Consider the following 19,628-nt stretch of genomic DNA (forward strand, 5'->3'; position numbering starts at 1 on the left):
TCACATACCTCGGCTCGAAAGTTATTTCCCATGAAGAAAGCAAAGAAAGTTTCTGCTTCTAATAATTTAGTGCATCTTCATGGAGAATTGGTATTACTCTTTGCGCGCCAGTCGCCTCACTCCTCCACCCCCGCACAGCGCTGGCTTGACGAGTGCGCGGCAGTCGCTACAACGGGGGGAACCCCAACGCCAGGTGCCTCAACGTTCGTGACCTCCGCACAGCACTGGCGCAGCAACGCGCTGCCTTGACGAGTGCGTGAGGTAAATTCATATCTTGATTCAAAAACGCCAACTTTTTATACTTACCGCCCAGCCGATTCCATCCACTCAATACATTTGTGCATCTGCTGATTCATCAAAAGAGCATCAGCATGATACCTCCGCCCGTGACCTGGTAACACCCACTCAAATGTATAATTAGCTAAATTTCGCATTGATTTAAGCTGTTCTGACCAAGAATACCAGCAAGCATTGCGAAAGCCAATTAACTGTTTATATGTATCAGACCAAGCCAGATGATCGCCAGTAAAAAGAAACTTCTGTTTGTAAAGTAGAACAGTGTGTCCTTTAGTGTGACCGGGAACGGGAATAATTAACAATTCAGGAGTCAACTCAAATGGTTCACTACCAGTCAGTTGAATTTCTACATCGCGAGTAGAAGCTGTAATATCGTCAGTGTGGAAAATGCGCTGGCACTCAAAATGCTCGGCAAATTTTTGATGATCCGCTACATCGTCTCTGTGAGTCATATACATATAACGTATCCCCCCCATTTTTTCTATCCGCTTCACCAACGGTGGTGTAAACCGGGGAGAATCTACCAAAACATTACCTTCGGGTAATTGAATCAAATAACTCGCAGCACCAAAAGAATCTTCCGAATGATAACCGCAGTGGTAAACATTTTGGGCAACTAAAATTGGAAAACTCAGTTGAGCGTATTTGATATCTTGCGGCTTCTCTATTGTACCAATGGAACTGGTTGGACAAGCCAATAAAGCTTGTAGCGCAGTTAATCGTTGGGCTTCATTAGCTGGTTGATGATGAACTGCCGATTGTTCACCAACTTCAACAAACACTTCCGGAGCCATCCAACGACAGGTGTCACAATCAATACAGGAAGTATCGACATAAAAATCGCCGCTGACATTTTCCGGACGCCGCAGATTTAAATGAGCCATGTTAAACCTCTTTTACCCACTCAGCAGGTGGCTGGGTAATTAACCCTTCATTACTAGGTTAGCAAAAGCGCCAAAAGACCTTCGTTGATATATGCGTTTCAACGCGCTTGGGCGATCGCACTCCCAAATTCTTCTACCAGTTTTGAGTTCAGTTAAAATTACTATTTTTCGGTGCGATCGCGCTTTGCGGAAGAACCATAAAAATAAAATCCTGCGCCGTGTATTGAAATTCTTCTCCCAAAAACAGACCAAGGCGAACGTAGGTACCCAACGCTTCGCTTGTTTGACGGTGAATCAGTCTCAGGGGTCGGTTTCCGTCTATTCGTACTGATTCTCCCGTTGGGCTGGGTATTCCTGTTCGCGGGTTCGTGCCTTAACTACACATAAATTTTGATTACATTTTTTATGGCTTTCGCACTCTTCCTTGCTTGCTATGCTACCATCGATATGAGAATTAATTCGGCGACAGCGTTTGTTTTTAGCATTGACAGGTATTCTTCTTTTGGTGTTTACAGACTTTTCTCCGAAATCTAAATCTCCGCACATTCATGATTTTGGAGACAATCTATGTCTATTTATGTAGGTAACCTCTCTTATGAAGTTACACAAGAAGCTCTGACTTCTGTTTTTGCAGAATATGGTTCTGTAAAACGAGTTCAGTTGCCTACCGACCGTGAAACAGGTCGTTTACGCGGCTTTGGTTTTGTGGAAATGGGTTCAGAAGCTGAAGAAACAGCCGCCATCGATGCGCTTGATGGTGCTGAGTGGATGGGACGCGATCTCAAAGTTAACAAAGCTAAACCCAAGGAAGACAGAGGTTCCTTCAACGGTGGTGGTAATCGCGGCGGCGGCGGTGGCTACAACCGCAACCGCTACTAAGTCTTAAAGATTCAATTATTAAGTTAATTGAATTTAGGAAAGGCTCAAGCATGAATTACTGCTTGAGCCTTTTTTGGCATCTAAAAAGCGGTTAGAAACGCACTTTTATAAACAGCGTTTTTCCGGACAAACAAACCCCCGCAGGCACAGCCGCGTGGTAACGAACATGACCGCGCTGCCTCACCACGGCACTGGCAAAGGCTACAAAAACGAGAGCTTACCTGCGTGGGCTTTGTACGCACAACGCGACACCCTTCTAGGGTGTCGGATTTTGACCATCGCTCTTTTTGCCAATTAACTAACAACTAAGTGCAACTGACTTGCCACAACACTAATTAAACGATGAGTCAAAGGAAGACTATCAATTACCATACTCAGACACAACAGCATCATGTAAGAGATGGAATAGAGAAATAAATCTTTAGCCAAAGTACGATCGCCTGGATTGTGTAACAAGTGCCAAGCCTTGAGGATAAATAATCCTCCCAAAGCAAGTGCGATCGCTGCGTAGACAATTCCCGTTGCCTGTAACGGATAAACTAATAGCAGCGTGGTTGGCACCAAAACCAGCGTGTAAAACCAAATCTGCCGCACCGTCGCTTCATTGCCCGCGACAACTGGTAACATTGGTATCCCTACCTTTGCGTAATCATCCCGAATCATCAACGCCAAAGCCCAGAAATGGGGAGGTGTCCAAACAAAGACGATTGCAAAAAGTAACCAAGCAACCCAACTTAAAGTTCCCGTGACAGCCGCCCAACCAACCAGCGCCGGAATCGCCCCAGCAGCTCCACCAATGACGATATTTTGGGTACTAGAGCGTTTTAGCCAGTGAGTGTAAACCAGAATGTAAAATACAATACCAGACATTGCCAGCATTGCGGCTAGTAAATTGGCAAATACCGTCAGCAGACTGAAAGAAATTACAGCAAGAGCGATCGCAAAAATCAAAGCATCACGAGGCTGTATCCTACCCGAAGGCAAAGGACGATGGCGCGTGCGCTCCATATCATAATCAATATCTCGGTCATAGACACAATTAATCGTCTGGGCGCTAGCAGCTGCCAAAGTACCACCAGTCAGAGTTACTAACAACAGCAATGGATCTACTTTTCCCTCACCGGCAATCCACATACTACCAGCAGTAGTAATCAATAGCAGCGGAATAATCCGAGGCTTAGTCAGCTGGTAGTAGCTTTGAATAACTTGGGAAAATGTTTGGTGGTGCTTCGAGACATTAGTCTCAATCATGTTGACTCTAATTCCTTATTTGTTCAATTTCTGTGCTATCTTTAGTCGCGTCTGGCTTTCATAGTTCAACAAAAAGACAACAGACAGCACTCGCATTTAACTTATGGATTCACTCCATCTACACTTGTAGTCGCCGTGACACCAGATGAGTAAGCGTTAATACCACGACTTAGAGCCAAATCACGCAATGAGAGAACCGTGAAAATTACCAAAGTACCCAGCAAACAGGCGCCTATAAGTTGGTGAGAAACGGTAAGAGGCTCGACTTGGAGATGTAACTTAAAAGTGGCAACTCCCAACAAAATTTGTAAAACTAACAATCCAGCAGTTATCTTAGCTAATTGCCGCAAAGCTGGATGTAGTGCAGGTGTACGCAATGAGAGAAATACAACAGCCAAAGTCGCTACTGTTGGCGGCACCACCCCACCGATATGACTGTACATTACAGCACAAAGTTGAGAACCGCCAAAACATTGATGTAGTGCCCAGCGAGATCCTACCAAAGCACCAAGCAAACTTTGTAGATAAACCAAAATAGCGGCGGTTAAACTTACCCAAGGTAACTTACCAACAGTTCCAGTTCCTTGGTAGGGAGCGAGTGCCGTGCCGATAACTAGTAGAGTAATGAAAAATAACAACGCCGTTGCCAAATGCGCCGTAACGATATCAAAGCGCAAAAGTTCAGTAACGGTGAGTCCGCCCAAGACGCCTTGGAAGACAATTAAAAACAGCGAGAAAAGAGAAGCCCAAGGAAGCCAGTTAGGTACATATCGACGATGCCACCAGCTTAAGACAGCGAGTGCGATCGCGCTTAATCCAATCAACGAAGCATCCAACCTGTGAAACCACTCCAGAAAAACTTGGAAATTCATTTGTTTAGCTGGCACAAGTTCCCCGTAGCACAAGGGCCAATCTGGGCAAGCGAGTCCAGCATTCATCACGCGGGTGGCACTGCCTATTGCCATCAAAATTAAGGTGGCTACACAAATTTTCCACACCAAGCGACGAATCATTTCCTTGGGTTTTTGCTGCTCTTGTGCCGCTTCATTTTGTTGTTCTAGGACAAATTCGCTCATGAATGATACCTTCACACCAGCTCTTTGTAAGCCTTGAAAATTATAAAATTTGTCAGTTAGGATACACTCTGCCCCAAAAGCGCAAGTGTCCTTCTCCTAACCACCCTAGCGTATAAACCAAGGTTAAAGATTAGCTCTGATTTATACTGTGAATGAACGAATCGACTTTTAGCCAAAAGCTTTAGAGAATTTTCTCTTTTGGGGGGAACCATAAAAATAAAATCCTGCGCCGTGTATTGAAATTCTTCGTTAGTATCGTGGATCTAGGTTTGACGGCGCAGGATTTTATTTCTTGGTAAGTGCCTTGTCACCATTTGACATTTAACCTTTTCTAAATTCTTTGTTAAATTTTTGCCTTATATTTACATCTAGCAAATCCCCCTAAGGAAAAATGAGAAAAGCTCCGAAAAAAATTAATAAAAATTTCAGCCCTTTATACTCAATGTCTTATAGGCTGGACTACCGTAGTAAGTAAGCAGTTCTGTCCAAAATAGTAAAGTCATTAACTCTAATCAACCGTGAAAATTCCAAGTTCAATCTGGACGTTACTCATTGGCATCCTGCTGACACTGGTCAGCCTCTGGTACGGTCAAAATCACGGTCTGTTGCCTACAGCAGCAACTGACGAAGCCGATTTAGTGGATGGTCTGTTTAACACGATGATGGTCGTCTCAACGGGTATCTTTTTACTCGTCGAGGGTATTTTGATTTATTGTGCCGTTAAATACCGTCGTCGTCCTGGCGACAACTCTGACGGACCACCCGTCGAAGGCAACATACCTTTAGAAATTCTTTGGACGGCGATCCCAGCAATTATCGTTCTCGGTATTTCTGTTTACAGCTTTGACGTATATAACGAAATGGGTGGCTTTAACCCCCACGCCGTCCACGAAGCCCCTCTACAGCAGCAGTCGATGAAAATGCCTGGGGCAGCGATCGCAGCAACTTTAAACGACACTCCACCCAGCACAGAACCCAACCTCAATCAGCAGAAATCTGATGAGGCAATGCAAGACCCCGCTACAGCCGCAGTCCGCAATGCTGACCAAATTCCTCAAAAGCGAAATGCCCCTGGCGTAGGTATTGTTGCTCCCACCATCGGTCCGGTTCCCGGAAAAGAAGGCAAACCACCAGCAATGATAGTCAACGTCACAGGTTTGCAGTACGCCTGGATTTTTACCTATCCAGAAACTGATGTTACCTCCGGTGAACTCCACGTTCCCATCGGACGCGAAGTGCAACTCAGCATGAGCGCCAACGATGTCATTCATGCCTTTTGGGTGCCAGAATTCCGCCTCAAGCAAGATGTTATCCCCGGTCGGCAAAGTGAAATTCGCTTTACACCGAAAAAAGAAGGTAATTATGACCTTATCTGTGCTGAACTTTGCGGTCCATACCACGGTGCCATGAGAACACAAGTTATTGTGGAAAAGCAGGAAGCTTTTGATAACTGGATACAAGAACAGCTAGTTGCCAGCACTGAAACACTAAATCAAGCCGTTGCGGTCAATACCGAGGATATATCCCCAGATCAATTTCTCGCTCCTTATACCAAGGACATGGGAATTCAGCCAGAAATACTTCATCAAATTCACCATTAGTCAAGAGTCAATGGTCAATAGTCAAGAGTCAATAGTTAAGAATTTTCGACTCTTGAATTTGGACTCTTGACATTGGACTTTGGACTCTTGACATTGGACTTTGGACTTTGGACTTTTATGACACAAGCACAGTTGCAGGAAACTGCGAATACCCCTGCCTTGAATGAGGAACCAGGGGTAAGAAAATGGCAAGACTACTTCGGCTTTAACACCGACCATAAGGTAATTGGAATTCAATACCTAGTAACAACGTTCATTTTTTACTGCATGGGCGGGGTAATGGCTGACTTAGTTCGCACGGAACTGCGAACGCCAGAAGTAGATTTTGTTACGCCGGAAGTTTATAACAGTTTGTTTACGCTGCACGCCACAATCATGATTTTCTTGTGGATTGTGCCAGCGGGTGCGGGGTTTGCTAACTACTTGATCCCCTTGATGATTGGGGCAAAAGATATGGCATTCCCCCGCTTGAATGCTGTTGCCTTTTGGATGATTCCGCCAGCTGGTATATTGCTAATCAGCAGTTTATTGGTGGGCGATGCACCGGATGCCGGTTGGACTTCCTACCCTCCCTTGAGCTTGGTTACAGGTCAAGTGGGTGAGGGAATATGGATTATGAGCGTCCTTTTGCTGGGGACATCTTCGATTTTGGGGGCAATTAATTTCCTTGTCACCCTGCTGAAGATGCGTATCCCTGGCATGGGTTTCAATCAAATGCCCTTGTTCTGCTGGGCAATGTTTGCTACCTCAGCACTGACTTTGGTATCAACACCAGTGCTAGCAGCGGGTTTAATTTTGTTGTCTTTTGACTTAATTGCCGGAACGACATTTTTTAACCCGACTGGTGGTGGCGATCCGGTTGTATACCAGCACATGTTCTGGTTTTACTCGCACCCAGCGGTTTACATCATGATTTTGCCCTTTTTTGGAGCGATTTCTGAAGTGATCCCCGTGCATTCCCGCAAGCCGGTTTTTGGATATAAAGCGATCGCCTACTCCAGTCTCGCCATCAGCTTTTTGGGACTAATCGTTTGGGCGCATCACATGTTCACCAGCGGTATTCCCGGTTGGTTGCGGATGTTCTTCATGATCACCACCATGATCATCGCCGTACCCACCGGTATTAAAATCTTCAGCTGGTTGGCAACTATGTGGGGTGGCAAAATCCGCCTGACTACCGCCATGTTGTTCGCAATGGGCTTTGTCGGCACCTTTGTCATCGGCGGGATCAGTGGCGTAATGTTAGCTGCGGTTCCATTTGATATTCACGTTCACGACACCTATTTTGTAGTCGCACACTTGCATTATGTCCTGTTTGGTGGTAGCGTTCTCGGCATTTATGCAGGGCTTTACCACTGGTTCCCGAAAATGACGGGACGAATGATCAACGAATTTTGGGGTAGAGTTCACTTTACTCTAACTATCGTCGGTCTAAATATGGCATTCTTACCCATGCACAAGCTGGGAATGATGGGCATGAACCGACGTGTTGCCCAGTATGACCCGAAATTTACAACTTTGAATGAAATTTGCACCTACGGTGCTTATATACTGGCGGTTTCCACATTCCCCTTCATCATCAACGCGATTTGGAGTTGGATGTATGGTCCCAAAGCAGGTAACAATCCTTGGGATGCACTTACCTTAGAGTGGATGACAACCTCACCGCCAGCAATTGAGAATTTTGACAAACTTCCAGTATTGGCTACCGGACCCTACGACTACGGTTTGGAAAAAGCGAAAGAAGGTGTACCCCTAGACGATCCCAACCCAGTTTTGTCTGGCGGTCCTAACTCAGTGTTACGCGCCGAACCAGATCCAAAGGTTGCGGCTAATCCCGAAGACCGCAAATAGAAGGGACTAGGGACTAGGGACTAGGGACTAGGGACTAGGGACTAGGGATTAGGATGTGTGTTTTCATTTTCTCTGTTCTAGCCCCTAGCTTCTAGCCCAAGCGCCTAAGCGTCCAAAATTTCTTCGACACAGCTATAAATATTAAAGATTCATGCAAAGTCAAACTATTGACCCAGCTAAAACAGCTCTCAACCATCACCACGCGGCGACAACAGAGGCTCATCACGAAGAACATCCAGACCATCGTATATTTGGTCTAATTGTCTTCCTCATCGCTGAGGGGATGATTTTTCTGGGATTGTTCGGAGCTTATCTGGCTTTCCGTGCTACTTTACCTGCGTGGCCCCCAGAAGGCACGCCAGAATTAGAATTGTTGCTCCCCGGAGTCAACACAGTCAATCTGATTGCTAGCAGTTTTGTCATGCACAATGCTGACACCGCCATTAAAAAGAATGATGCGCGGGGAATGCGAACTTGGTTAGGAATAACTGCGGCAATGGGTATTATTTTCTTACTTGGTCAGGTATATGAATATACCCATCTTGAATTTGGTTTAACTACGAATTTGTTTGCCAGTGCATTTTACGTCTTGACTGGCTTCCACGGATTGCACGTTACCATTGGCGTTGTGGCGATTCTTGCCGTATTGTGGCGATCGCGCACTAAGGATCACTACAATAGCGAAAAGCATTTTGGCATCGAAGCTGCGGAAATTTACTGGCACTTCGTTGACGTGATTTGGATTATCCTTTTCGGATTGCTATACCTACTTTAAGTATCAATTTTTTATTGACGCTATAAGTGAAACCCCCTATAACAGGGGGTTTTTTATTAGAAGCTTTATTAATTTCAGTAAATTTTTTGCTTATACCAAGTTGCAATCTCATCGGTAGCAACGAAGTCCGAAGCAACGTTCACGCGTAGCGTCTCCGACAGGAGAAGGAAGCAATCTCATGGACAAAGACATGAAAAATTCAGTATTGACTAAAAGTACCAAAAAAGGTACAAGAGTAATATTATATGGATTTATAAAAAAATCTCAAAAAACTCCTAAACAAGAGTTGAATTTAGCGAAGGAGCGGAAATTAGAGGTGAAAGGATGAACAACAACTTACATATTGGTTCGTCTCTTGATGATTTTCTAGAAGATGAAGGCATACTTGAAGAGATTAATTTAATTGCCATCAAGCGAGTTATAGCTTGGCAAATTAAACATGCGATGTCAGAGAAAAAGCTAACTAAGTCAGATATGGCGAAACAGATGAAAACTAGCAGGTCATCTCTTGACAGACTTTTAGATCCAAACAACACATCCGTAACCTTAGACACTATTGATCGTGCAGCAAAAATTATTGGTAAGCGAGTGCGTTTTGAATTAATAGATGTAGCTTAAAACGCCAAAATTAAAACTAAAGCACCCTTGCACACTTTATACACGGGTGCTTTTTTATTAAACTGAGCGATCGCACTCTTTGACAAAACTGTTTTACCAAAGGTCGCGATCCTGTTAATCTCGTCAAAATGTCGGGAAATAATATTTAGACGACATTAAATCAATGGTATAAAATTGTATCGTCGATGTTATAGTACGTAAATACTAGAAATAGCAAAATCCTATGAAAAAGAAAAACTCAGGTGATGATGTTGGTTTCAAAAATTTGGATGAGTGCGTATGGAAAAATCCACCACCAGTAAAACAAAAGATTCTTAAGCCACTACCTGAACCACTGCCAAATACTAAACTACCAAAGCTTTAAACGATCAAATTAGCTCGTAGACTCAAAAATCTATGTATCCCGTTCCTGTGGCGGGTTTTTACATTCAACATAAGAATCTACAATGTTGAATTATTCAAACCGTAAAATTACTGATGACTTTAAACATTAATAAAAGCTAATTTCAAATAAATGAAAAAGAGTAATTAATAAATATGCATAATTTTGAAGAGGCTAAAGACTACAAACAAAGAAATAATTGGTCTATAGATAGAATTAAATTTGAAATTGAAGAACTAGATAAAATATATCCATTTTTAACTGAAAAATACAAAGAATTAGAAGCGCATAGAGACTGGTATTATGAATTGAGAAATGAACATAAAGAACATGGAAATTTACATATAAGTGATGAATTCGCAATAAAAGCAGAAAAGATACAATATGAAATGGACAAATGTAAAAATCAAATTTGGCAAAATTGGGAAAAAAGAAAAGAACTCGTAAAAATTTTAAGAAGTAAATTAACCCCGTGAGATAAATCGTTCAGTGCTATCTAAAAATTTCTCCACTGTCTTTAATCCCCAAAACCATAGAACCCACGCCTCTAGAGCCTACCGTTGGTTTTAGGGGTTAATTTTTATTAGTCCCTAAATAAAAACCTGGTGTAAACCACTATAAACCAACTTCTATGCTAGCTCCTACAAGGCACGTTACTCCCATAACTATAGAATCTGCCTATAGTGCCTACCGTCGCTTCTAGGTGCATCTTTGCGTCGCTGGTGAAATGTTTCCACAATTGCCTGTGTAGGTGGTGTGGGGAGAGACATATAAGCAAAATATCAAAAATTTGTGGCGATCGCATCCAAACCGCTTATCAATCAAACTTTTTGGTCTATGGCGACTTCCAGAAAATATCGGTGCGTTACAGTTTTGCTTAACACACCCAGAGTATGGTTTTACCTTTAATTTGGTTGGTCTACTTATTAGCTATTTCAAGGTGATAATCTAGTTACAGGCACTCGGATTATTTCAGTGAAGCCTAAGAGAGGATGATTTCCAATGCTTTATAAAGTACCATTAGTGCTATCACCGCAACTTGAGGATGGTTTCACTGTGACATCGCCGCTTCAAATAATTTCAATCGTATTGATGTAAATAGCGCGATTATTTTATGTGGCTTTTCAAGGTATCGATGGGTGAACTATTTTTGGTTGTTGAGGATGAGGTAGCCTGACTTGTCCCCAGAAAACCAAACAAATGACGACATTAAGCGCTCTAAAGGCAAATTCGACCCAGTTGTAGAAACTAGAGATTGGGCGATCGCGGCATCTGAAGAGTATTGCAAGCGAATTGCTAAAAACACAGGCAGGCGAGTAGTAGAAATAATTGATACAGAAGATAGCCTTTTGCCAATAGTTTGTATTTTTGAGGATATTACTTATGACTGACGCAGCAACTCAAATACCACTAAGTATAGTGATTCCCATATTTGCTGCCATCAGCGATCGCGATTGGGAACGCTTTAAAGAGCTTGAGTTGAAGTTTGCAAATAATTACGGCGTAGAAACTTGGGCGGATGTTTTTAATTTCCGTGTTCTACCCGCGCTCGACAAGGAAACTAAAACTTGGGTATTGATTCAAAAATGCAGCAAGGGCTACACAGTGCGGGATGTAGTTTGATTGACACTCTATCAAGTGCGTTTGGACTTTCACTTTCAGCAAAACCACTGTTTCATAAAAAATTAGTATAACGTGCGATCGCTTAAGAGAGGATGATTTTGAATGCTTTACAAAGTACCATTACTGCTATCACCGCAACTTGAGGGTGGTTTCACTGTGACATCGCCGCTTCTACCAGAGTTAGTTACTGAGGGAAATACAGTCGAGGAAGCTTTAATTAATGTTCGTGATGCTTTAGCTGCTGTAATAGAAGCCTACGAGGATCTTGGACGAAGTTTGCCTGCGAACATGAAGATTATTGACGCTGATAACTCTCTTTGGCTAGAGACTCTTATAACTGCCCCATGAAGTATCGCGATGTCACTCGCAAGTTAAAAACACTCGGTTGTGAAGAGTTGCCTCGTCGAGGTGGAGGTTCTCACCGGAAGTGGTTCAATCTGTGAGATGCAAAATGTTACTTCGCTACCAGATTGGGGAAGTCGTGACCTAAAACTTGGAACAATTCGGGCTGCGGTTCGGCAGTTAGGGATTGATTGGGATGCTTTTGAAGATGCGTAAATCCTCATCTGATTATATTTGTGCTTGACACAAAGCTGCATCTAACATAAGCTCGCTTACTTTAATTTACTGACTGCGCCAAAGTATGAATTATTAATTATGAATTATTCGGTCATCAGTCAAGCGATCGCTCTTTGGCATTAAGTCTTTTTGTGAATTGAACGACGATCGCAATTACGGCATTGGGGTCAACAGGTTTTGCAATGTGAGCTTGAAATCCAGCGGAATACGCCTGCTGTTGGTCAATTTCTCCCGCGTAGGCAGTCAGGGCAATTGCCGGAACTTGTCTTTTTGGCTTTAGCGCCCGAATTTGTTGGATCAGCGTATATCCATCCATTTCTGGCATTCCAATATCACTCACAACCAGATCGAAAACAGACTGCTCGACCGCTTGCAGTGCCTCAATTCCCGATGCAACAGCAGTGACGATTGCACCCGCTTGCTCTAGAACGAACGTAATAAAGTCTCGTGAGTCTGCATCGTCATCCACCACTAAGATATAAATGCCGCTTAAATCACTTGTTGAGACGGATGATTGCTCTGTTGACGGCAATTCACTATAGCGAGACGCAAGCGGAATTTGAACCGTGAACGTGGCTCCCCGGTCTTCACCCGGACTCTCAACCCAAATTCTACCGCCGTGCAGTTCCACAATTTGACGGGCGATCGCCAGTCCCAACCCCAAGCCGCCAAATTTGCGCGTGGTGGCTGCATCTTCCTGCCGGAAATGCTCAAACACATAAGGCAGAAAGTCAGGATTGATACCCTTTCCCGTATCAGTGACTTGAATTTGGGCATGAGTGCCAGTTTGGGTTAACCTAACGGTGATTTGCCCGTCTTGAAAAGTGAATTTCACGGCATTGGATAAAAGATTCCAGACCACTTGCTGCAAACGTCCGGCATCGCCAATCACCTTTCCAACGTCGGGTGAAAAAGTTGTTTGAATGTGCAGCGATTTGGCTTCGGCGGCTAGTCGAACGGTTTCTAGAGCGGCTCTTATCACCGAAATCAAGTCAACGGGCATCACATTCAAACTCAATTTGCCGCGTAGAATGCGGGAGATGTCGAGCAGGTCTTCGATTAGTTGCGATTGTAACTTGGCATTGCGTTCGATTGTGGCAAGTGCAGTCTTCGTTTTTGCTGCATCCAGTTTTCCCTGTTGCAACAACTTCGACCAGCCGAGAATCGGATTGAGCGGCGATCGCAACTCGTGAGACAAAACGGCAAGAAACTCATCTTTAATTCGGTTGGCAGTTTCGGCGGCTTCCCGTGCCGTCTGTTCTCGTTGCAGGAGTTGTTCGCGTTCGGCTTCAATCCGCTTGCGATCGGTAACATTCCGGAAATAAATGGTGACTCCCTTCGCGGCAGGGTAGGTGCGGACTTCGTACCAGCGGTTGTGGTCGGGGTAAAACGCTGTCAGTGAAGCAGCGACGCGATCGCTCATCACGCGGCGGTGAAGCTGCTCAAACTCGCTGCCATCAAGACCCGGAAATTCTGACCAGAAGTTTTTTCCAATCAAATCGCCTGAAGCGCGTTCTAGCAAGTGTTCTGCCTGCCGATTCACGTAGGTGAACCGCCAATCCTGGTCTAGAGCGAAGAATGCGTCCGTAATACTTTCCAAAATATTCCGGCTCTGCTCCTCGCTTGAGAGCAAAGCTTTCTCGGCAAGTTTGCGATCGCTAATATCTTTGAATACGATAGCAACTTTTCGCTCCTCTGGCTGTCCAGTGCGGCAGGTATAAACGTCGAACCAACGGTTCATTGCTTCGGAGCCATTTTCAAACCGAACGGATTCACCCGTCAGTGCGACTTGACCGTAAATCTTAATCCAGTGGTCTTCAATATCTGGAACTAACTGACGCGCCGTTTTACCGACTGCTTGTCTAAGTCCGGTTTGTTGCTCGAAGACGGGATTGATTTCCAAGAAGCGGTAATCGAGCGGCGTGTCGTTCTCGTCAAACAGCACTTCAATGACGCAGAAACCTTCATCTATCGACTCAAACAGCGTTCGATAGCGTTCCTCCGAGCGGCGTAAGGCGGACTCGGCTTGTTTTCTATCGTCAATGTCAATCACTGAGCCGATGTAGCCTTTGAACTCACCGTCTGCACTTTTCCAGGGACGCCCCGCATCAATGCAAGTGCGGTATTCACCGTCAAAGCGCCGCAAGCGATATTCCAGTTGAAACGCTTCTTGGCGATCGTTGGCGGCGAGAAAAATAATTTTGGAGGATTCGCGATCGTCTGGATGGATGACATCAAGCCAGCCAAACCCTAACCCTGCTTCCTCGGTTTGCCCAGAGAAATCATACCAACTTCGACTGAGGTAGGTGCAGTAGCCCGTTGGATCGGTCACCCAAATCATCATCGGGGCATTGTCTGCCATATCGCGGAATCGCTGCTCACTTGACCGTAAAGTAGCTTCGAGTTGCGGCTCGTTGTGTTGTGAACTGGCAACTTCACTAAACGTTGTGACGACCGCATAGGAAGTTGTGGTATCCCCTTGGAATAAAGGCGTTGAATTCAGCCGCAACCACACCAAATCGCCGCTTGGTTTATAAAAGCCCATCACCACATTGCGACAGGGCAAACCCTGTCGCAAAGCGACGATCGCCGGATAATCCTTTGGCGCAACATGTGAGCCATCGGGATAAATCGCCTGCCATACAGGTTTAAACGAGGTGGTGCCAACAAGCTGTTTAGCACTGTAGCCCAACAGTCGCTCTGCAACCAAATCGCAGGACTCGATTGTGCTATCTGCCAACTGGAAGATTATACCAGTCTCACTTTCAACGCCAATTGACCGCCCATTATTAAGAGCGTTTTCTGCCGTTTGAAACATTAGCAATTCCTCGTCCTGCATTGCACCACACCTTAGTCCTAAAGCCTGCTAAATTTCTTCCTCAAAGTATTCTACAAGCAGGGCTTGAGCGCAGAGAGCGCTCTCACTTGTGGGGAGAATTTTTGAGTTCATGCAGCATGGCTTTTAGTTGCATGAGCGCTCGATCGCGAAGGCTGCGATCGATTGTTTTCCCAGCGGGCGATTGTTGGGGTGGCTACGCCAAAGAGCGCAGCAAACTGTGCCTGTGTCAGTTCGAGCAGGTGACGCAACTGACGGACGAAGATGCCCGTGTCGGTACAAGACTGGTTTGATGAGCGGAGTGTGGTTGCCATAATGCCTAATAGTCTTTGAGCGACAACTGATCAAACGCTATTTAATCGATCGCATAACGGAAAGTATTCATTAAGCATCTACCTCAAGAGGTAGATTTAGCGTTTCAATCAAATACTTAGAGCGTGTTTATAAATAAAATATTAAGTAGGGGAGGCAAATTGCAGTGTGGATATTCCTCCTGCAATATTGCCGTTGTGTTACGGCTCGATAGGTATTTCGGGTTGTTTACAATATATTTTCAGCCGTAACGCACCATTTATTCGGTGCGTTAAGCGTGAGCTATAACGCACCCTACAGGTTTAAGAATTATTTTATAAACACCCTCTTAGTGTTTGACAGCCAATTTACAATTCTCCTAAAAGGTGAAATTAGTGCCTATTTGTAGGGACAATTCATCAATTGTTCCTACATTCGCGGTATTCATGTATTGTATATAACTAGCGATTGCTATAATTTACTGACTGCGCCAAACGTTGACTTTTTTATCAAAACCACCGCTAGCCAGCATTTGACCATCAGGACTAAAAGCGATCGCACTCACCCAATCTGAATGTCCGTAAAGTGTCTTTCTTAACTCACCTGTAGTCAAATTCCACACTTTAATACCATCTCTACCTGCACTAGCCAGAGTTTGTCCATCTGGATTGATGGCGATCGCATTCACCCAGTTATCATGTCCTGTAAGAGTTTTACTAACTTCTCCAGTATTCAAATTCCAAAGTTTAATCGTGCGATCGTGACTAGCAGTAACTAAAGTTTTACCGTCTGGTGTAAAAGCTACCGCGCTGACTGTATTAGAATGCGCTGTAAATCCACGGATTAACTTACCACTACTCAAATCCCACAGTTTAATTACACCTTTATTATCACCGCTAGCAAGCATCTGACCATCAGGACTTATCGCCAGAGTAAAAATTGCATTATCAAAGCGTGCCAGAGTAGCTAGGGGGCGCTGCTGTAACAAATCCCACATGCGAATCCCATCTAAAGCACCGCTAACAAGAACCTTACTATCAGGCGACACCGCTAAAGACAATATATTACTGGTATGCCCGACAAAAGACCGGGTAAAGTAATTCCTTTTCAGGTTCCAAAGATTGATAGTATTGTCATTACCGCAGCTGACTAAAGTTTTACCATCTGGTGAAATCAACAAAGATTCCACAGCTGTTTTTTGCGCTTTGCGAATAGTCCCTACCCTTTTACCATTGTGCGTATTCCACAAACGAATTACACCTTCATTTTCAGCCCCACCACTCACCAGAACGTTGCTATCTGGACTGAAGGCTAAAGATTTAATCGTTCCCGCGTGTCCGCTAAAACTATAAAGTAACTGTGGATTAGCAAAGCTTTGAGGAGCTTGGGATGGTATTACTTCAACAGTAGCATCAGCCGCACGAACACAAAACCCTTCCCAAAACATAACAGGAAGGGCAACTGTAGCAAATGCCACAATAATATACGGGCGCAAGAAAGTACCGCCCCTACCTTTTCCCTTACTCCTCACTCTTTTTCCTCACTTTTTCATTCTTGCGCGTTAATTAATTTTTCCCAGTTATCAATTATAAGTTACGAATTATACTCCTAACTTCTAACTCCTACTCCGTTCTTTTTACAGCGGTGGTTTTTTCTTAGAAACCGTTAGCAGCGGTAAGGCAGAAGTAGACGAGCGAGAGGGCAAATAATGTTGCACCACAGGCTCTTCTGGTAAAGGGCGACTCTGCTGGATGCGCCACCAGCGCCATGCAAGGGTTATACCAGCAGTTCCCAAGCCAAAAGCAAACAATGACCAGCTATCGTCAAATCCACCAATCAGCGCCTCGACAATGCCCATCGTAATCAATGCACTGATTAATGGTTCTCTACGGTACGTTGACTTCAAAAAACGAGGTAATACAGCATTCATCTTTTGCTTATTGGTTCCTGTTCACAATATACACGTAAATTTACTGAGAATAACTCACCCGAACAAGGCACTTTTAATCAAAGCCACTAAGAGATTATAATTATCTATTAGTAGGGGAAACAAGTGTAGAAATTAAGCTGCTTGCATATAATGCTTGCATATAGTTGCAAGTCTAGGATAACACTTACACTCAAAGCGTGTGCTGTGCCGTTGAACAGCCTTAAACGACTCGTAACGCTACGGTACGCAATGGGCGTTGCAAGAGCTTTAACCAGCTGATACCAACTGGTTAAAATTTCAACAACTCACGCTTACAACGCATCAAGAAGTCAGCAAGCAGAAGTAATGGTGTTTGTGCACTCCATCAGCTCTACCTTAGACCGAGCCATGATAGCACTCCTTGGTTGGTGAAGTATTCAATCACCACCATCAACATGAAACCAATCATGGCAGCTCGACCATTCAAGCGTTCAGCATATTCATTAAAGCCAAATTTCGGCTCTTCTAGTTTGGGCGTAACGGTGGGTTGTGGTTGTGTCATCATAGAGAACTTGTATTTTCGGCAAACTGAACTTTACGTTGATTAAGTCGCAACTTCGGATTTTAAGCGGCGTGGTAGTGCTTAAATGTCAACCAAAAAATTGGAAAAATTTCCGCACTATTGCCCTTGCGTTACAATTTTTAATTATTCTTTATATATTCTAAGAATACTGGAGCAATAGTCAAGGGCAATTAAAAAGACGACAGGTGAGGATAACACAACTAGCGATCAGAAATAATTAGCTATCTCTAATACGGAAGTAGCAAGCTAGAAACTGGCAGGCTAAAGTTAAACAAAAAATGTTGGGAGAGGCAGTAAATGGAAATTGGCGTTCCTAAGGAAAGTAAAGATCAAGAGTTTCGGGTAGGGTTGAGTCCTTCTAGCGTGCGGGTGTTGCGGGAAAATGGTCACAACATCTTTGTAGAAACACAGGCTGGTACTGGTGCTGGATTTACAGATGATGATTATAAAAGCGTTGGGGCAGAAATTGTCTCTACACCGGATGCTGCTTGGAATCGGGATTTAGTTGTCAAGGTGAAAGAACCACTGACATCTGAGTACAAATTTTTACAAAAAGGGCAGTTACTGTTTACTTATTTGCATTTAGCAGCCGATCGCAAATTGACCGAGCATTTAATAGATTGTGGCACATGTGCGATCGCCTACGAAACTGTAGAACAACCTGGTGCAAACAAATTACCTTTGCTCTCTCCCATGAGCATCATTGCCGGTCGGCTATCGGTACAATTTGGCGCAAGATTCCTCGAACGTCAGCAAGGTGGTAGAGGTGTTCTTTTGGGCGGTGTTCCCGGCGTCAAACCAGGTAAAGTAGTGATTTTAGGCGGCGGTGTCGTTGGCACAGAAGCCGCGAAAATTGCTGTGGGTATGGGTGCTGCTGTCCAGATTTTAGATGTTAATGTTGAGCGTTTATCTTACTTAGAAACTTTATTTGGCTCTAGAGTCGAACTCATCTACAGTAACTCCGCCCACATCGAAGCCGCAGTCCGAGAAGCCGACTTGCTGATTGGTGCAGTTTTAATTCCAGGACGTAGGGCACCGATTTTAGTCAAGCGTGACTTGGTTAAACAAATGCGTCCTGGTTCTGTAATTATCGATGTTGCCGTCGATCAAGGCGGTTGCGTGGAAACTTTACATCCTACATCCCACACCAGTCCGATATATCTCGAAGAAGATGTAGTGCATTATGGCGTTCCGAATATGCCAGGGGCAGTACCTTGGACAGCAACCCAAGCTCTGAATAACAGTACTTTACCATACGTTGTCGAGTTAGCAAATCTGGGAACTAAAGCGTTAGAAATTAACCCAGCATTAGCCAAAGGTGTAAATGTACAAAATCATCGCTTAGTCCATCCTGCGGTGCAGTCAGTTTTTCCGGACTTAGTAAATTAGTTTTTCACGACACTTAGCTAATTTCTATCTACGTAAAATCACGTTTGATAATTTATCGGAATGTATCAACAATCTAAATGTCTAAATTCCCACAGGGGCTTGTAGCATCGAACGTGAACTTATTTTCCTTGAAAAAAGTAAAAAATTAGGAAATTGGGGTAAATACCATACTTGTATAGGATTTACGCGACGGAGAAAACTCCGCTTGATGCGTAAGTCCTATTTTTCTTTGGCAACTGTTTTAATAAGTACTTATTTATTTGTCAATAGAATTAATCAAAACTTTAGGCTAAGAAGTTTTGCTTTGTATTTTTTTTATAAATAATAAAAAATAACATTACGTATACTATTAATAAAGATTACTTAAAGCTCAGAAATAATAGCTATAATGAACGAACAATAAAAAGAATTGTCTAGAACAATGCTTTTTGTACTACAAGTTAAAAACCAATTATTATGGGTCTACCTAAAGAAGTTTTTGGCAGTAGTTTCAAGCCAAACTTAGAAAAAGAAAACAAGGGAGGTGTCGAATCTTTAGCGCAGCAATGGGCTAAAAAGTATTTGCAGAACCTTCAAGTTGATGAAGACGAGAAACAAACCACTGACACGGTGAGTTTAAAAGAAGCTGTCTTGCTTGCAGGACGAGAAAAAACAGCTGACAAATTAATGGAATCTTTACCGAAGGGAGGGGAAAAGGGGAAAGCAAAAAAGCGGAAAATCTGAGCGGAGGTTTCCTCCGTTCCCCGCAGGGGTTGCCGCAGGCATCAGACTTTTTCAAGACAGGGGAAATGTTGAAATTAT

Annotated in this window: 22 protein-coding genes; 14 read left to right on the plus strand and 8 right to left on the minus strand. The window is 43.8% G+C overall.

Annotation, left to right across the window (positions count from 1 at the left end; all coding sequences use genetic code 11):
- Positions 1-302: 302 nt before the first annotated feature.
- On the minus strand, positions 303-1,181 hold the full coding sequence (locus PI95_RS29820) for an MBL fold metallo-hydrolase (RefSeq protein WP_039743634.1): 879 nt from the start codon (positions 1,179-1,181) through the stop codon (positions 303-305).
- A 567-nt stretch (positions 1,182-1,748) separates the two neighbouring features.
- On the opposite strand from PI95_RS29820, the gene rbp reads away from it, so the two are divergent.
- Positions 1,749-2,060 carry an RNA-binding regulator gene (rbp, locus tag PI95_RS29825; RefSeq protein ID WP_039743630.1) on the plus strand — a complete coding sequence of 104 codons (312 nt, stop codon included), beginning with the start codon at positions 1,749-1,751 and terminating at the stop codon, positions 2,058-2,060.
- 73 nt (positions 2,061-2,133) lie between these two features.
- Positions 2,134-2,358 carry a transglutaminase family protein gene (locus tag PI95_RS36355; protein ID WP_236117253.1) on the plus strand — a complete coding sequence of 75 codons (225 nt, stop codon included), beginning with the start codon at positions 2,134-2,136 and terminating at the stop codon, positions 2,356-2,358.
- Here PI95_RS36355 and PI95_RS29835 read toward each other — a convergent pair.
- Positions 2,355-3,311, minus strand: coding sequence for a heme o synthase (locus PI95_RS29835; RefSeq protein WP_039743628.1), 957 nt, complete (start codon positions 3,309-3,311; stop codon positions 2,355-2,357). The two genes, PI95_RS36355 and PI95_RS29835, sit on opposite strands and share 4 nt — an antisense overlap.
- A gap of 101 nt (positions 3,312-3,412) precedes the next feature.
- Entirely contained in the window at positions 3,413-4,387 is a 975-nt protein-coding gene (locus PI95_RS29840) for a COX15/CtaA family protein (RefSeq protein WP_039743625.1), read from the minus strand.
- 518 nt (positions 4,388-4,905) lie between these two features.
- Here PI95_RS29840 and PI95_RS29845 point away from each other — a divergent pair.
- From PI95_RS29845 to PI95_RS29895, 10 genes are all read left to right on the plus strand, one after another.
- Positions 4,906-5,988: a cytochrome c oxidase subunit II transmembrane domain-containing protein gene (locus PI95_RS29845; protein ID WP_039743622.1), complete on the plus strand. Its 1,083-nt coding sequence runs from the start codon at positions 4,906-4,908 to the stop codon at positions 5,986-5,988.
- A gap of 117 nt (positions 5,989-6,105) precedes the next feature.
- A complete protein-coding gene (gene ctaD, locus PI95_RS29850; protein ID WP_039743620.1) occupies positions 6,106-7,842 on the plus strand; it encodes a cytochrome c oxidase subunit I in 1,737 nt (578 codons plus the stop codon).
- 151 nt (positions 7,843-7,993) lie between these two features.
- Positions 7,994-8,617 carry a cytochrome c oxidase subunit 3 gene (locus PI95_RS29855; RefSeq protein WP_039743616.1) on the plus strand — a complete coding sequence of 208 codons (624 nt, stop codon included), beginning with the start codon at positions 7,994-7,996 and terminating at the stop codon, positions 8,615-8,617.
- 190 nt (positions 8,618-8,807) lie between these two features.
- Positions 8,808-8,945 carry a type II toxin-antitoxin system RelE/ParE family toxin gene (locus tag PI95_RS29860; protein ID WP_236117255.1) on the plus strand — a complete coding sequence of 46 codons (138 nt, stop codon included), beginning with the start codon at positions 8,808-8,810 and terminating at the stop codon, positions 8,943-8,945.
- Positions 8,942-9,235: a helix-turn-helix domain-containing protein gene (locus PI95_RS29865; protein WP_039743612.1), complete on the plus strand. Its 294-nt coding sequence runs from the start codon at positions 8,942-8,944 to the stop codon at positions 9,233-9,235. The genes PI95_RS29860 and PI95_RS29865 overlap by 4 nt, the downstream gene beginning before the upstream one ends.
- A gap of 223 nt (positions 9,236-9,458) precedes the next feature.
- Positions 9,459-9,599 carry a hypothetical protein gene (locus tag PI95_RS29870; RefSeq protein WP_163519317.1) on the plus strand — a complete coding sequence of 47 codons (141 nt, stop codon included), beginning with the start codon at positions 9,459-9,461 and terminating at the stop codon, positions 9,597-9,599.
- 173 nt (positions 9,600-9,772) lie between these two features.
- Positions 9,773-10,093, plus strand: coding sequence for a hypothetical protein (locus PI95_RS29875; RefSeq protein ID WP_039743610.1), 321 nt, complete (start codon positions 9,773-9,775; stop codon positions 10,091-10,093).
- A 702-nt stretch (positions 10,094-10,795) separates the two neighbouring features.
- Positions 10,796-11,008 (plus strand): hypothetical protein, encoded by a 213-nt coding sequence (locus tag PI95_RS29885; protein WP_052324893.1) that lies wholly within the window; start codon positions 10,796-10,798, stop codon positions 11,006-11,008.
- Positions 11,001-11,240 carry a hypothetical protein gene (locus PI95_RS29890; RefSeq protein ID WP_039743608.1) on the plus strand — a complete coding sequence of 80 codons (240 nt, stop codon included), beginning with the start codon at positions 11,001-11,003 and terminating at the stop codon, positions 11,238-11,240. The genes PI95_RS29885 and PI95_RS29890 overlap by 8 nt, the downstream gene beginning before the upstream one ends.
- A gap of 102 nt (positions 11,241-11,342) precedes the next feature.
- Complete coding sequence (locus PI95_RS29895; RefSeq protein WP_039743606.1) at positions 11,343-11,588, plus strand: type II toxin-antitoxin system HicB family antitoxin; 246 nt, start codon at positions 11,343-11,345, stop codon at positions 11,586-11,588.
- Between the two features lie 325 nt (positions 11,589-11,913).
- Here PI95_RS29895 and PI95_RS29905 read toward each other — a convergent pair whose 3' ends face one another.
- The 5 genes from PI95_RS29905 to PI95_RS29925 all read right to left on the minus strand — a co-directional run bounded on the left by PI95_RS29905 (position 11,914) and on the right by PI95_RS29925 (position 17,417).
- A complete protein-coding gene (locus tag PI95_RS29905; RefSeq protein ID WP_201280670.1) occupies positions 11,914-14,637 on the minus strand; it encodes a PAS domain-containing hybrid sensor histidine kinase/response regulator in 2,724 nt (907 codons plus the stop codon).
- 128 nt (positions 14,638-14,765) lie between these two features.
- A complete protein-coding gene (locus tag PI95_RS37560) occupies positions 14,766-14,969 on the minus strand; it encodes a helix-turn-helix domain-containing protein (protein WP_039743604.1) in 204 nt (67 codons plus the stop codon).
- 455 nt (positions 14,970-15,424) lie between these two features.
- The gene (locus tag PI95_RS29915) at positions 15,425-16,477 is read right to left on the minus strand and encodes a WD40 domain-containing protein (RefSeq protein WP_039743602.1); all 1,053 of its coding nucleotides are present in this window, start codon (positions 16,475-16,477) and stop codon (positions 15,425-15,427) included.
- A 105-nt stretch (positions 16,478-16,582) separates the two neighbouring features.
- Positions 16,583-16,876, minus strand: coding sequence for a hypothetical protein (locus PI95_RS29920; RefSeq protein ID WP_039743600.1), 294 nt, complete (start codon positions 16,874-16,876; stop codon positions 16,583-16,585).
- A gap of 370 nt (positions 16,877-17,246) precedes the next feature.
- Positions 17,247-17,417 (minus strand): CAB/ELIP/HLIP family chlorophyll-binding protein, encoded by a 171-nt coding sequence (locus PI95_RS29925; RefSeq protein ID WP_039744137.1) that lies wholly within the window; start codon positions 17,415-17,417, stop codon positions 17,247-17,249.
- A 318-nt stretch (positions 17,418-17,735) separates the two neighbouring features.
- On the opposite strand from PI95_RS29925, the gene ald reads away from it, so the two are divergent.
- Together ald and PI95_RS29935 are read left to right on the plus strand one after the other, a co-directional pair.
- Entirely contained in the window at positions 17,736-18,827 is a 1,092-nt protein-coding gene (gene ald / locus PI95_RS29930; protein ID WP_039743598.1) for an alanine dehydrogenase, read from the plus strand.
- Between the two features lie 456 nt (positions 18,828-19,283).
- Positions 19,284-19,550, plus strand: a complete 267-nt coding sequence (locus tag PI95_RS29935; protein ID WP_039743596.1) for a hypothetical protein — start codon at positions 19,284-19,286, stop codon at positions 19,548-19,550.
- Positions 19,551-19,628 lie beyond the last annotated feature (78 nt).

The organism is Hassallia byssoidea VB512170, assembly GCF_000817785.2.
Lineage (GTDB): Bacteria > Cyanobacteriota > Cyanobacteriia > Cyanobacteriales > Nostocaceae > Hassallia > Hassallia carrinoi.